The sequence below is a fragment of the Segetibacter aerophilus genome, from assembly GCF_007991655.1.
Classification (GTDB): domain Bacteria; phylum Bacteroidota; class Bacteroidia; order Chitinophagales; family Chitinophagaceae; genus Segetibacter; species Segetibacter aerophilus.
Window position 1 is genome coordinate 54,546 of sequence record NZ_BJYT01000025.1, and the last position, 14,079, is coordinate 68,624.

At 37.0% G+C, this 14,079-nt stretch carries 13 protein-coding genes; 11 read left to right on the top strand and 2 right to left on the bottom strand.

Translation table 11 applies throughout. The annotated features are described in order from the left end of the window. Positions 1-14 precede the first annotated feature (14 nt). The 11 genes from wzy (at position 15) to idi (ending at position 12,136) form a co-directional block, all read left to right on the top strand. Positions 15-1,343: an O-antigen polysaccharide polymerase Wzy gene (wzy, locus tag SAE01_RS20785; protein ID WP_147205733.1), complete on the top strand. Its 1,329-nt coding sequence runs from the start codon at positions 15-17 to the stop codon at positions 1,341-1,343. Between the two features lie 23 nt (positions 1,344-1,366). Next, positions 1,367-2,371 (top strand): glycosyltransferase family 4 protein, encoded by a 1,005-nt coding sequence (locus SAE01_RS20790; protein WP_147205734.1) that lies wholly within the window; start codon positions 1,367-1,369, stop codon positions 2,369-2,371. Positions 2,372-2,392: 21 nt separating this feature from the next. Beyond that, a complete protein-coding gene (locus tag SAE01_RS20795) occupies positions 2,393-3,532 on the top strand; it encodes a glycosyltransferase family 4 protein (protein ID WP_147205735.1) in 1,140 nt (379 codons plus the stop codon). Between the two features lie 72 nt (positions 3,533-3,604). Then, a complete protein-coding gene (locus SAE01_RS20800; protein ID WP_147205736.1) occupies positions 3,605-4,879 on the top strand; it encodes a glycosyltransferase in 1,275 nt (424 codons plus the stop codon). Between the two features lie 132 nt (positions 4,880-5,011). Further along, entirely contained in the window at positions 5,012-6,220 is a 1,209-nt protein-coding gene (locus tag SAE01_RS20805; protein WP_147205737.1) for a glycosyltransferase, read from the top strand. 47 nt (positions 6,221-6,267) lie between these two features. Further along, the gene (locus SAE01_RS20810) at positions 6,268-7,320 is read left to right on the top strand and encodes an NAD-dependent epimerase (RefSeq protein WP_147205738.1); all 1,053 of its coding nucleotides are present in this window, start codon (positions 6,268-6,270) and stop codon (positions 7,318-7,320) included. A gap of 217 nt (positions 7,321-7,537) precedes the next feature. Next, on the top strand, positions 7,538-8,410 hold the full coding sequence (locus SAE01_RS20815; RefSeq protein ID WP_147205739.1) for a MerR family transcriptional regulator: 873 nt from the start codon (positions 7,538-7,540) through the stop codon (positions 8,408-8,410). Positions 8,411-8,715: 305 nt separating this feature from the next. After that, positions 8,716-9,216, top strand: a complete 501-nt coding sequence (locus tag SAE01_RS20820; RefSeq protein ID WP_147205740.1) for an RNA polymerase sigma factor — start codon at positions 8,716-8,718, stop codon at positions 9,214-9,216. Between the two features lie 13 nt (positions 9,217-9,229). Then, positions 9,230-10,705 carry a bifunctional phytoene desaturase/3,4-desaturase gene (gene crtID / locus SAE01_RS20825; protein ID WP_147205741.1) on the top strand — a complete coding sequence of 492 codons (1,476 nt, stop codon included), beginning with the start codon at positions 9,230-9,232 and terminating at the stop codon, positions 10,703-10,705. Between the two features lie 55 nt (positions 10,706-10,760). Further along, positions 10,761-11,597, top strand: coding sequence for a phytoene/squalene synthase family protein (locus SAE01_RS20830; RefSeq protein WP_147205742.1), 837 nt, complete (start codon positions 10,761-10,763; stop codon positions 11,595-11,597). Positions 11,598-11,617: 20 nt separating this feature from the next. Then, positions 11,618-12,136, top strand: coding sequence for an isopentenyl-diphosphate Delta-isomerase (gene idi / locus SAE01_RS20835; protein WP_147205743.1), 519 nt, complete (start codon positions 11,618-11,620; stop codon positions 12,134-12,136). A gap of 68 nt (positions 12,137-12,204) precedes the next feature. Here the strand turns inward: idi and SAE01_RS20840 are convergent, their stop codons facing one another. Both SAE01_RS20840 and SAE01_RS20845 read right to left on the bottom strand, forming a co-directional pair. Next, the gene (locus SAE01_RS20840) at positions 12,205-12,669 is read right to left on the bottom strand and encodes a cytochrome d ubiquinol oxidase subunit II (protein WP_147205744.1); all 465 of its coding nucleotides are present in this window, start codon (positions 12,667-12,669) and stop codon (positions 12,205-12,207) included. A gap of 65 nt (positions 12,670-12,734) precedes the next feature. Further along, positions 12,735-13,913 carry an amidohydrolase family protein gene (locus SAE01_RS20845; RefSeq protein WP_147205745.1) on the bottom strand — a complete coding sequence of 393 codons (1,179 nt, stop codon included), beginning with the start codon at positions 13,911-13,913 and terminating at the stop codon, positions 12,735-12,737. Between the last annotated feature and the right edge of the window lie 166 nt (positions 13,914-14,079).

The window sequence follows — 14,079 nt, forward strand, 5'->3', positions numbered from 1 at the left end:
AGCCTTTTTTTGCCTTGGCGGTCAATACAAGCATCGTCGCTACTCTAATGTTGTTTATTCTTATTAGCGGTTCCGAAACGATGTGGAATATTTTTGGTCTGTTTATCCTGCTAATATGTACTTATTTCACTTGGGCAAGCACAAATAAAGGACTGCATCCATCCTTTCTATTTCAACTATTTCTGATTTTTTTCCAGGGAGGAAGATTAATAAGTTATGTTTTAAATGGTGGCAAGTTTCCCATTTGGCTTATTGATCTTTATGCAAGCCCTACCGCTTTAAGCATTTCTACAATAAGAACTACAATATTTCTTTTGTCGATTTGCAGCTACATAATTTATCTAACGACACTCATAAGGTTGCCTGTTTTAAAAGTCAGAGTACCTGCTATATCAAGTAACATCTTTTTAATTATCTTTTTGAGTACGCTCCCTTTCTACATCTATAAAAATGTTTCGTACCTCCAATATATTTTCACTCATGGGGGCTATATCGCCATTTATGCAAACAATGGAGAACATCTGCAAAGTGTAGGATTAGTTATAAGGTTTCTGTCCAACATTTCCTTTTCAGCTTATCTTTTATACATCTTTTCCGAAGACAAGTTGAAGCGGTTAAAGTACCTAATGATCTTCTTCGTAATCTTGTTTGCAAGTGAATTAATCATTGGATTAAGGGGAAAATATTTCGTCTTTCTTCTGCTCAATATTCTGGTATATAAACAAAAGATCAAGAAGGGATTCAACATTTCTTATTTAGCTGTCATTTCAGCCCTTGTTGTAATTGCATCCATTTTTATTGCTTCTTTTAGAGAAAATAGAGAGTTAGACTCGAGCTCGTTATTGTCCGCTTTTTTTTATACTCAAGGTAATTCGTCTATTGTTTCTGCATTAGCAGTTGAAGAGTATGACAGGTTCCATCCATTTTCGTTTAACTATCTGTTTAAACCTATACTCCTATCATTTCGCCATCAAAATTTATTTAAACCCGGCGATATCTTTGCAACTGATTTAACTAATTATCTAAGTCCGATGTCTTTTGATCTAGGTTTTGGAACGGGGACTTCTTTTATAGCAGAGCTGTATTTATTAAGCGGTATTCCAACTATCATTATCGGCACTTTTTTAATCGGCTTGCTAATGTCTGTTTTAAGAAATTACCTGTACGGAATTGCCGGCACTATGTCATTCATTATTCTGATGGGTTGCGTTTATTTGCCTCGTTCAAGTTACTTTGAACCAGTCAGCGGAATCATAAAATATGGCATCCCATGCCTATTTGTCTATTTCCTATCTATTGCCGCAGTTTTATTAATAAATAGAAAAATCAGCTTTAGTTATTGAAACCTCTTTTAACAATAATATCAATGACTTCCTTTTATGGAGGCGGCGAAGAATACATTGTGCGGTTAGTGACTTGTTTACAAGATGACTTTGATATAAAACTCATTTGTTGTTCAAAGCTCTTGGGCTCGAAACTTAGAGAGCATCGACTACAAATTCAGTTAGTAACGGGATCGACTCCAGCTACATATCTTAGGATTTTTTATAGAATTTTAAGTTTACCACAAAAAGGCCAACAGGTTTTACTACTAAACGGACAGGGACCTGTATATTTTGCGCTATTTCTTCCACGAGCTTTTAAGAAGCTTGTATATGTTCATCATACATCAATAGAATACTATAATAAGCCTACGAAGCAAAAGTTTGTAATACATTGCCTGAGAAAAGTAGGCACTGTTATTTGTGTTTCGAACTTCCTAAAAAACGAAGTAGACAAGTATATAAAGAATAAGCTAGTAAAGGTGATATACAACTGGTTGCCCGCTGATGCAGTAAGACCTATTGACTATCCGGTTAAAGATCCGTGGCTAAGAATAATCTTCATTGCGCGGCTGGTAGAAGTTAAGGGAATTCTACCCTTAATTGAGGTTGTGATTGAACTTGCGAATGTGGAGCTGAGTATCCTTGGAGACGGGCCTTTATATGAACAAATCAAGAGTAATTACGGCAGCTATTCGAATATCAAGCTTTTGGGTTGGCAAAATGATAAAGCAGCTTTTTTCCAACGGTCTCATCTAAACGTTGTTAATTCATTTTCCGAAGGTTATTCATATACTCCTGTTGAAGCCGGTGTTTGCGGTATTCCCTCCTTGATATCTGATTTAGAGGTCCATCGAGAAATTTCGGACAATGGCAAATACGCTTTTCTATTTAAAACAGGCTCCAAAGAGGATTTGAAAGCTAAATTGATTTATTTGAGGGATCACCGAAATGAATTGGTGAAAATGTCCGAGGAATGCAGAATTTATTTTACCAATAAATTCGTTTATTCAGACTATAAAGAACAATATAAAAAAGAGCTTACGTAACTGGCAAGTGTATTTGTAGAGATGAAGAAAGATATTTATTATGATGCCACTTTTCAAATTCTTGCTCCTCATAGAGGCATGGCAAAATATCTAAACGGTTTTTTAAAAGCTCTTTCAGAAAATGGCGAAAAGGCTCAGGGATTAGCCCCTTCTGGACTTAAACGCAAGGGAGATGAAAGTGTCACCTGTTACGGTCTAAATAATATTCTTCTTTGGGAGCAGCTTTCCATTTCGTCCTTCGTGAAAAAAAACAAAGTCAGCTACTTTATTTTTCCTTATAATACTGGTGCTGTTTTTTCACCCTTAAGTTGTAAGTCTGTTTTAATACTGCATGACTTAATTTTTATGGAGTCTTTTTCCAGTGTCCCTACATCTAAAAGCTTTAGACAAATAGTTGGCCGTTTTTACAGACGTGTAATAGTTCCAAGAATAATTAAAAAAGCCAGTTTCATAATTACTGTATCTAATTATTCAAAGGAGCAAATCATCCGACAGTTTAATGTAGCAGAGAAAAAAATTTGTGTAATTCCAAATTGTATCGACACGACGCATGAAGCTGAAGCCCATAAAGAAAAAGATTCTGAAGGTTATTTTTTGAATGTAGGTGGGGATGCCCCGCACAAGAACACAGCGTTCTTGATTGAAGCGTATGCCACCTTGCCGGAAGAAATTAAAAAAAAATTTTCTTTAAAAGTTGTTGGTATTTCAAACGAGGCAAACAAAAAGACGCTGCACCATTTAATTAGAAGCCTACATGAAGAACATAGAATTATTATTGAAAAATACGTAAATGATGAACAATTAGAGAAATTGTATCGTAATGCTTTTATTTTTATTTTTCCTTCCCTGACCGAAGGCTTTGGAATCCCTTTATTAGAGGCGATGAAATGTGGTTGCTCAATTGTTTGCAGCAATACCAGCTCGATGCCCGAAGTATGTAGGGAAGCAGCTTTTTATTTTAACCCTCATGATACTCAAAGCTTTACTAACGCTGTATACCTGGCATGTACAGATAAGGCATTGCGAGCAGCAAAAAAAGAGGAGGCGATTAAACAACTCGATTATTATTCAAGGAAAAATTTTAATAAAAAAGTAGCTGATTGGTTTACCAGCAATATTAGAGAAAGTATTGATTCCGAGCCGTTCGTTCAAAAAGATTAGACCTCTTATTAATATCTTTGTTCATAATCCCCAATAATACTAGATTTCGGTGTGTGATAGAAATAATGCAAAATGAGTTTTGATTCAAAGAACATAAACGTTTACGGAAATAATGATAAAGAATTGGTGGGGCAAAATAAGCCAACTTGTTTTTTTATAGTAAGCCGGGTGCCATTTCCTCCCGTTGGGGGGGATAAATTAAAATATTTCAACATGATTGAAATATTAAAGATGCGCTATAAAATATCAATGGTGATTATTTCGGATGAAAAAGTAACGCCCGAGATGAAGGAGTACTTGGACAATTCAGGTCACGAGTATAAGATTTTTAGCTACTCTCGTTTACGCTTTAAACTCAATGCTATTAAGGCATTCTTTTCTACTTTGCCTTTACAAGTGGGATATTATTATTTTGGAGAAGTGCACGAATATTGTCGCAAAAATATTAAGCGGGAAGATTTCGTTATGGCTAATCTAATCAGGACTGCTTTGTATGTACAAGATTTACCAAACAAGAAATTTATTGATGTAGCTGATTCCATCTATCTTAATTATATAAGAAGTATAGACAGGGTAAGTTCATTTTTCTGGAGAACAGTGTACAGTATTGAGATAAAAAGATTGCAAGGATTTGAACAAAAGTGTGTGGCTAACTTTGATGCTTCTTTGTTCGCTAATTGGAGCGAGAGGAATTATTATAGTGATTTCGGTCGTGCTATTTGGATACCTAACGGCGTAAGCAGTAAGTTGCTCGAAACAAACTACTTTAGAAGGAAAAAGTCCTTGTTTCCCGAAGTGGTTTTTTTTGGAAAAATGGATTATCAGCCTAACATAGACGCTGTTAACTGGCTTATAAGTAAAGTACTTCCTCTAGTTCCTAGCCTTAAAATTCGAATTATCGGCGGCTCTCCTCATCCTAAAATAAAAGCGTTGGGTAAGAGATATTCCAATTCAGTAGTAATTGAAGGGTTTGTGAAAGATCCCTATCAAGCTATGTATGACGCTACCGCAGTAGTTGCACCCATGCAAACAGGTGGAGGTATTCAAAATAAAATTCTGGAAGCGATGGCGATAGGAGCAATTGTTTTAACCACTACATTGGGAGCCAAAGCTATTATCGGAGCAGTGAGCGGTGAACATCTTATTATATGCGATGAACCGCAGGATTACGCGACAGCAATAATGGAATTGCATAACAACTCAAAGAATTCAATTCCAATGGGATTGAAGGCAAAAAAATTAATGAAAGAAAGTTTTACATGGGACTTATATGCAAAAAAATTATACGAAGTTTTAGATGAAGCAAGCTTTAATAAAATAGAACAGAATAATAAAACAGCGTGTTAATTCGGTTGTCTTTTGTATCAATTCTATTATAGTAATCTTATACATCCTCCCCGTAAAGAGAAAGCATTGTCCATCATTTACTAGTAACCTCCCTTTCAACTAGTTACTAACCTTCAAAGTCTACATCCTATATTGGAGAATAAACGTCGACTCCTCATAATTCTTAACCGCTTCGTTATTGGTGGTCAAGCTGTTGATACTATACCATTAGTCTGGAACTTAAGGAACGACTTTGAAATACTAATACTATTTGGCGAGAAAGAAAAGGATGAATTAGAGCCAGTTTTTCTTTTAGATAAATATCCAGGCCTTCAATTAAAAAAAATAAGTTACCTACGAAGGAGTATCAATCCTTTGATCGACATCTGGGCCTTCTTTAGTGTACTATACGCCATTGTTAAATTTAGGGCTAACATCGTTCATACTCACGGAGCAAAATCAGGTTTTATTGGTCGAATTTCAGCTTGGTTGGCCGGTGTTCCCGTTATCATTCATACCTTTCACGGACACTTCTTTCATTCCTATTTCTCTCCCACTATATCAACCCTGATAGCTCAAGTTGAAAGATTAATCGGGAAAGTAACGACCTGTGCAATAGCATTGAGTGACGCTCAAAAGGAAGAGTTAGCAAGTAAATACAAAATACTTCCACTTGCAAAAATCAAAATTATTCCGCTAGGCTTCGCCTTTGATCAGGTCAACGAGCCATCAATTCTTCGCAATACCTTTCGCAATAAGTACGCACTACATCCGGACGACGTTGCCGTAGGCATTGTAGGAAGGATTGTAGCAGTTAAAAATCATTTCTTTTTTAATAAAATTGTTCAAAATCTCCTAACAACACCTACGGCCAATCCAGCAGCATTTTTTATAATTGGGGATGGGGATTTAAAAACTCAGGTTGAAAAGGATCTTCAACAAAAAGGGCTTCCTTTTAGTACACGTTCTATTACTAAAGAAAAAAGGGTAGTTTTTACTTCATGGTTAACGGAGATGTATGAGGTGATGAACGGCCTTGATATTGTCGTGCTCACTTCACTAAATGAAGGAACTCCTTTATCGATAATAGAAGCTCAATATTTTAAAAGACCGGTAGTTTGCACAAATGTGGGAGGCGTAAAGGACACCATGATTGATAGTAAAACGGGCTTTCTAAGCGAGAGCAATGACGAAACAACATTTAGTAAAAAACTGCGTTTACTTATTGAAAACAAAGAGCTACGGTTCCAAATGGGTGACGAAGGTTACAAGTTTGTATCAGCCAGATTTTCAAAGCAAAAAGAAGTTGAAATGACAAGAGCACTGTATCAGGGCTTACTAAAAGAAAAAGGAAAGGGTTAGCAATAGTTGGACTGATTATTACGCCGAAGAAAAAACAATAAACTTTGATGAAAATTTTAGTAACGGGAGCGGCGGGATTTATAGGTTTCCATTTGGCTTTAAGATTATCATCACGAGGAGATACCGTGGTTGGAGTCGACAGTATAAATGACTATTACGACATTCAGCTAAAGTATGACCGGCTGGCTGAACTTGGCTTTGAAAAAAATTCAATTACTGCCAACAAACTAATTCAAAGTTCCACTATCCCTACTTGTTCTTTCATTCAGATAAAGTTGGAAGATAAGGTTTCACTTGATAAACTATTTGAACAAGAAAAGTTTGACATAGTAGTTAATCTAGCAGCGCAGGCGGGAGTGCGATATAGCCTCACTAACGCCCAGGCATATATAGATAGTAATATCATCGGCTTCACTAATATTCTCGAACTAAGCAGGTTTCACAAAATCAAGCACCTTGTATACGGCAGTAGTAGTAGCGTATACGGGTTGAATGAAAGTATACCTTTTTCGACTGCTCACAATGTTGATCATCCTATTTCTTTATATGCGGCAAGCAAGAAGAGTAATGAATTGATGGCTCATGTGTATAGTCATCTCTTTAATGTTCCTACTACAGGTTTACGTTTTTTTACAGTTTACGGCCCGTGGGGAAGACCTGATATGGCCTACTACATTTTCACTAAATCTATTTTGGAAGGTACCCCTATTAAAGTCTTTAATAACGGCAACATGGCGCGAGACTTTACTTATGTTGACGATATTGTTGAGGGTGTCATACGTGTCATAGACAATCCTCCTGAAGGAAACGTAGATTGGAGTGGCAAAACACCTGAACCATCAAATTCAAAAGCTCCCTATCAAATTTATAATATAGGAAAAAATGAACCTGTCAAGCTACTTGACTTTATAACGGCTATAGAAGAAGAATTAGGAATTGAAGCAAAAAAAGAATTTCATCCTTTACAACCTGGCGACGTTACAATGACTTTTGCAGATGTTAGTGACCTGGTAGGGAAGCTGGGTTACAAGCCTAAAACGGCAGTAAAAGAAGGGATAAAAAAATTTGTGACTTGGTATAAAGACTATTATAAAGCTTAAAAGCTACTGAACTTCGCCTAGGTGTCTGAGGCGAAGCGAAAGACTAGCTAATTCAATAAAACTCTTCTTCTTAAAATAATATCAGTTATCTCGCTTATAGTTGCAATTTTTTATAGCAATATTGTCAGCCAGGTAAACAAGACCAGGTTAACAAAGTGTCCTACCCTTTTTAAACCTGGTACTCTAAACCTTTTATAGATATTTTTGTTTCAATACCATGAACGCGTTTACTATAAAAGATGTCGAAAACCTTTCGGGGGTAAAAGCCCACACTATTCGTATTTGGGAACAGCGTTATGACTTTCTAAAACCCCAACGCACTGACACAAACATTCGTTATTATAGTAATGAAGAACTAAAGACCATTTTAAATATTGCCCTTCTTAATAAATACGGATTTAAGATTTCGCATATTAATAAAATGGATTTTACTGAGATCAATCAAAAGCTTGTCTCTCTCTCTCATCATTATGCTCAGCAAGAATGGATCGTTAACCAGTTAATTAGCTTTATGGTTGACCTTGATCTCGATCTGTTTGAAGAACTATTAGACAGCCAAATTGAAGCTAAGGGACTGGAAAAAATTATTAATGAAATTATTTTTCCTTTCCTGCAGAAAATTGGAATACTATGGCTAACTAATAACATCAATCCTGCACAAGAGCATTTAGTAACAAACATTGTCCGTCAAAAATTACTGGTTGGTATCGAAACTACTGTCAGCCAAATAAAGTCAGAGAAAGTTGCATTGCTATTTTTACCCGAGGGCGAGTTTCACGAACTTGGTCTACTCTATGTCTATTACTTGCTAAAAAATCGGGGAGTTAAAGTACTTTATTTAGGAGCCGACGTACCATTGCAAGATGTAGACTTTATCGCGAAAGCAAAAAAACCTGATTATCTATACACCCACCTCACTTCACTTGCCGCTAACTTCAATATAGAAAAATTCCTAAATCACCTTCACTCCAGGATCAGTGACATTCCCGTTCTACTATCAGGTCCCTTCACAGTTACTTACAAAAAAAGTATTCCTTCGAACTTTCATTTCAAAAAATCTCTAGAAGAAGTCAAAGAATATATCTCGTAGTTTTTGTTCTTACTTCCACAAAATTTTTTCTCCTTCCCGAAAATCCGGTTTGTTTTTTATTCGTACATATAACAGATAATCGATAGAAATAGCTATCGGTAGGATACTCGTTTTTGCTACCCTCTTACCAAGTCAAAATCTTTGTTGTAAATTGTTGTTGCAGATACTTGTAGTACAATAAATTAGAATAGCTCATTACACCAATAATTTATTGTTTAATAAAAGAATAAAAAAAATTAAACAGAAATGCACTACTTTAATTTTTATTGTTTAATTTTATACTAGTAAAGTTTAAACATATTTGCATGTCTACTATCGAATTTAATCAGATGTTATTGGCTAATGCAGAATTTTTACGACCATTTGCTATAACACTTACTCGCGACAATGAAACCGCGAAAGACTTGTTTCAGGAGACTTTGTTCAGGGCTTTGGCTAACAAAGAAAAGTACAACGTAGGCACTAACATCAAAGCATGGTTGTATACGATTATGCGGAATGTTTTCATAAACAATTATCGCAAAAAGGCCAGGCAAAACACAGTGCTTGATAGTACTCCAAATGATTTTCTACTAGATTATAATCAAACTACTACACACAACAACGCTGAAGCAACTTTACAATTGAAAGAAATTCAGTTATCCATACACCAGCTTCCTGACATTTTCAAAAAGCCTTTCATGCTCTATTTTGACGGTTTTAAATATCATGAAATCGCGGGAATGTTGAAAGAACCGCTGGGTACCATTAAGAGCAGAATACACTTTGCCCGAAAACTTTTAAAAGCACAAATTCAGCGATATTGATTTTTCTCCCTCGATGTCGGTAAAAAAAGTTGTAATTATTGGAAGTGGTTTTTCCGGTTTATCTGCCGCATGTTTTATGGCAAAAGCAGGTTGGCAGGTAACTGTACTTGAAAAACATGCAATACCAGGTGGAAGGGCAAGGAAGTTGGAAGCGGAAGGTTTTACTTTCGACATGGGGCCAAGTTGGTATTGGATGCCTGATGTTTTTGAACGGTTCTTTAAACAATTTGATCGTAGTGTCTCAGACTATTATGCACTCAGTCGCCTCGACCCTTCTTATAAAGTGTATTGGATTGACGGAGGTGTAGACATTCCCGCTAATTATCCAGATTTAAAAAAACTATTCGAAAGTATTGAAACCGGCAGTGCGGCTAAGCTAGACTCATTTTTAAAAGAGGCCGAGTATAAATATAAAACTGGAATTCAAAAACTAGTTCTGAAGCCAGGATTATCTATTAGTGAATTTATAGAGTGGGATGTTATAAAGGGTGTTTTTAAACTTGACCTATTTGGCTCGATGAAGAGACACGTTGCCGATTATTTTAAAGATAAAAGATTGAGAGAGCTGATGGAGTTCCCTGTCTTGTTTCTAGGCGCTCTTCCAGAAAACACACCGGCATTATATAGCCTAATGAATTATGCAGATATTATTGGAGGTACATGGTTTCCTAAGGGCGGAATGTATAGCGTGGTGGAAGGGATGTTTAGCCTTGCAACGGAATTAGGCGTTCACTTTGGGTTTGAAAAGAATGTAACAAAGCTGCAGATAGACAATGGAAACGTCACTTCAATAATAACCTCTGCAGAAACTTATCGGGCGGACGTTGTAATTGGTAGTGCAGATTATCACCACGTAGAAACCCAATTGCTAGAACCTAGCTATAGGAGCTATAGTGATAAATATTGGGAAAGTCGTGTAATGGCGCCCGGATCGCTGATATACTATGTGGGTCTTAACAAAAAGCTCGAGAACATAAAACACCACATGTTGTTCTTTGATGCACCATTTAAAGAACACGCGGAAAAAATTTATACAACCAAAGAGTGGCCAGACGAACCATTATTTTATGTAAGTGCCACCACCGTTACAGATAAACTAATGGCTCCTGAAGGATGTGAAAACCTCTTTTTTTTAGTACCAGTAGCACCTGGATTGGAAGACGATAACGAACGACTCCGTGAACATTATTTTGCGAAGATTGTTGCAAGAATGGAAAGGCATTTGGGTCAAAGTATTACAGAGCATATCGTTTATAAAAAAACTTACGCTCACCGCGATTTTATAAACGATTACAATTCCTATAAAGGAAATGCATACGGGCTTGCTAATACCTTGAAACAAACTGCCATTTTAAAACCTTCCATCAAAAGCAAAAAAGTTAAAAATTTATACTACACCGGACAACTTACTGTGCCAGGACCGGGTGTTCCACCCAGCCTTATAAGCGGAGAAGTCGTTGCAAAGCAGGTTGTAAAAGATTGGGGGTAAATATTTAGAAACTTGAAATGTTTGAATTAAATTATAACAGGAAAATTAAAGGGTCATGATGCACTTATTTAATGAATTGGGTCACATGTGCAGTAAAATAACTACTGAGAAATACAGTACGTCTTTTGCGTCTTCGATCAAGCTATTACACAAAGACCTTCGCACGCCGATTTACAACATTTACGGCTTTGTTCGTTTTGCCGATGAAATAGTTGATACCTTCCACGATCATGACCAACAATTGTTGCTCGCCGAGTTCAAGACCCAGACTTATGAAGCGATAGAAAGAGGCATCAGCCTTAATCCTATTTTAAACAGTTTTCAGGAAACAGTAAATAAGTATGGAATCGCTTATAGTTTCATCGACGCCTTTTTTGCAAGTATGGAACAGGACCTCTACAAGCTCGAATACGATAACAAAACCTACAACGAATACATTTACGGTAGTGCTGAAGTAGTAGGCTTGATGTGCTTATATGTTTTTTGCGAAGGTGATAAAAACATGTATAAATCATTAAAACCTTACGCTCAAAGTCTTGGTGCAGCTTTCCAAAAAGTTAACTTTTTAAGAGATCTTAAAGCAGATACACAGACACTTGAAAGAATGTATTTTCCCGGTTGCAATTTCTTAAATTTTACGGAGAAGGAAAAACAGCAGATAGAGGCTGACATACTAAACGACTTTCAACAAGCATATGAGGGAATTGTGAAATTGCCTATAAAAGCTCGTTTTGGTGTCTATGTTGCCTACAAATATTATTTGTCCTTATTCAACAAAATAAGAAAAGTAAAAGCGAAGCAAATAATGGAAGAACGCATTCGAATCCCTAATTATAGTAAAGCAATGATTTTGGCTAAAGCGGGCGTACGAAGCCAGTTTAATATGCTATAGCTTTCCCTTATTTTTACCCCATGGAAGAAGTGATTTTAGTAAATGAGCAAGACGAGCAGGTAGGAAGTATGGAAAAAATGGAGGCTCACAGAAAGGGGGTATTGCATCGCGCTTTCAGCGTTTTTATTTTCAACGATCGCAACGAGATGTTGTTGCAGCAAAGAGCCATTACAAAATATCACAGTGGCGGTCTTTGGACGAATGCTTGTTGCAGTCATCCCCGCCTTGGCGAGGAGACAGAAGTTGCCGCTCTACGTCGTCTTCAAGAAGAACTTGGCTTCACTACCTCCCTTACAAAAATTTTCGATTTCCACTACAACGCCTCTTTCGACAACGGTCTTACTGAGCATGAATTTGACCATGTGTACGTTGGCACTTATACAGGTAAAATAAAACCCAATCCTGCTGAAGTAAAAGATTATTGTTATAAAAAAATAGAGGAGGTTACTGCAACCATTCAATCTCACCCCCATAAATACACTGCCTGGTTTTGTATTGCCCTTCCTAAAGTTGTAGAATGGTTAGGAGATAAAAAGTAACCTTTTTTAGCCAGCTTTTAGCAGAACCCGACATCGTTGTGTCACTCACTTGGACTTCTTTTTTCTATTCAGCTTTTTCCCATCGTCCTGTCAGTTACATTGTCCGTTTTCGCATCTTCGATCCTGTCAACTTTTCTTTGAAGAAGCATGAAAATGGATATAGTTATCCATCCCAACCAGAATAAATAAACTCCAAGGTGAAACCGTTCTCCTAACCAGCGATGGGAAAGAGAATTTCGAAAATCAGCATAAGAAAGGTACAATCCGGCTATAGCAATAATTAACAGTGAGATCTGTAAGACTTTAGATGTTGCCCTACTTACTTTGTTACCTATCCACGATTGAATGACAAGCAAAATTATCCAGACGATAAAAACAAGCAACGCACCTTTCCACCAGCTTTTAAGAAACTGGTATTGAGTATAAAATAGGCTAATGCCAGCTCTCCCAACAAACGAGATAGCAGACAACAAGTAACCGTCAATTAAAGAGAATAGTGCAAGCGCAATAACTAAAAAGGGATATCTTCTCACGAGCGTTTATTTTAATAAAGGCAAAATAACCTGATTTGTAAAATTGTTGCCAGAATCCTTTAAAGCTATAATAGTCTTCTTGCTACCGCCGCTTGCAAAGTTGAAGGATTGTCTACATCCAAATTTTCGAGCAGAACGACACCTGGTTTTTTATTTTTCTCAAAGCTGCCTAACAAGCTTTCCATTTGTAAAGCCCGGGCTCCATTTATCGTCGACCACCCCAACAATTCCTTTACGGCAATAGTCGGGAAAAATCTGTTAATCGTCTTCATTTCATCTAAAATACTAAGGCTCCAATTGCTTGCGAGGCTATCTGTACCAAGCACTATATTACAGTTTAGTTTCCTAAACATTTCTATTGGCGGCACAGCCTCCTCAATATATTGATTGGCATTAATACACAAACAAAACGACGTACTCTTGTAGCCTCTCTCCTTCAGCACAAATTCCAAATCGGCCTCTTTTGTATAAGTATTATGCACGAGTAGCACCTGGGCCGCACCAGACAAATTTTTAAAATAGGTTTGAAGACTACTTTTTCCGCTAGGCATATAAAAAGATGTGTCAAGGTTCATCATCTTATACATCCTGACAAAGTCACCTGAATTTTGCAAAAACAACTCATCTTCAAACGCTGTTTCCTGGTTGTGAATACTAACAACTCTATTTTGATAATACAGCTTTATTAGTTGCCATAAAGGATCTGAAACCGAATAAGGCGCGTGCGGCACAATGGATGCAGATCCCACTTTTGCTAAAGCATTAAAATTTTCTAAGCTTCTTTCGAACCGTTGATCTGCCACAGCGGGAAGCCAACCGCTTGCTTCTACAAGGTTGTAATATTGAAGCTGTTGCTTTTTCTTTTGTTCAAAGGTTAACAGGTTGTTGCAGATATCTCCTACAGCTACAATTCCGTTTTGAATCATTTCGCTTTCGGCCACTTTAATGGCTTCCAAAATTTCCTCGTCGGGAAAATGACGCTGGGTGACGACGGCAAATACAAAATCTATCAATCCTGTTTTTTCAGGTATCAATCCCTTCATGTGACTTAGCTCGAGATGACAGTGGCAGTTGATGAAACCCGGCGTTAAGACTCCTTCTAGCTTTTGAATATCATCACCCGCATCTTGCTCCCATACGATTTGCTGCACTTTTCCATCTTCATCACAAACAAGAACATGCTCAGAAGAAAGCATTTCCGTTCCGGTAAAAAGATTATTTGCCTGGAATTTGTGAAAACTCATAAGCGTCAAAAGTAAGACAACCAAAGGTTATCGTATGGAGGTTGAAAGGCTTAACTTTGCAGCCACAAAAAATTAGGGTTTAGGGTTTAGGGTTTAGGGTTTAGGGTTTAGGGTTTAGGGTTTAGGGTTTAGGGTTTAGGGTTTAGGGTTTAGGGTTTAGGGTTTT

What these genes read in the sequence shown, in the direction of transcription:
- SAE01_RS20790 (WP_147205734.1), top strand. Translation starts at nt 1,367, where the DNA reads ATGACTTCCTTTTATGGAGGCGGCGAAGAATACATTGTGCGGTTAGTG.
- SAE01_RS20810 (WP_147205738.1), top strand. Translation starts at nt 6,268, where the DNA reads ATGAAAATTTTAGTAACGGGAGCGGCGGGATTTATAGGTTTCCATTTG.
- idi (WP_147205743.1), top strand. Translation starts at nt 11,618, where the DNA reads ATGGAAGAAGTGATTTTAGTAAATGAGCAAGACGAGCAGGTAGGAAGT.
- SAE01_RS20845 (WP_147205745.1), bottom strand. Translation starts at nt 13,913, where the DNA reads ATGAGTTTTCACAAATTCCAGGCAAATAATCTTTTTACCGGAACGGAA.
- SAE01_RS20815 (WP_147205739.1), top strand. Translation starts at nt 7,538, where the DNA reads ATGAACGCGTTTACTATAAAAGATGTCGAAAACCTTTCGGGGGTAAAA.
- SAE01_RS20800 (WP_147205736.1), top strand. Translation starts at nt 3,605, where the DNA reads ATGAGTTTTGATTCAAAGAACATAAACGTTTACGGAAATAATGATAAA.
- SAE01_RS20830 (WP_147205742.1), top strand. Translation starts at nt 10,761, where the DNA reads ATGATGCACTTATTTAATGAATTGGGTCACATGTGCAGTAAAATAACT.
- crtID (WP_147205741.1), top strand. Translation starts at nt 9,230, where the DNA reads ATGTCGGTAAAAAAAGTTGTAATTATTGGAAGTGGTTTTTCCGGTTTA.
- SAE01_RS20795 (WP_147205735.1), top strand. Translation starts at nt 2,393, where the DNA reads ATGAAGAAAGATATTTATTATGATGCCACTTTTCAAATTCTTGCTCCT.
- SAE01_RS20820 (WP_147205740.1), top strand. Translation starts at nt 8,716, where the DNA reads ATGTCTACTATCGAATTTAATCAGATGTTATTGGCTAATGCAGAATTT.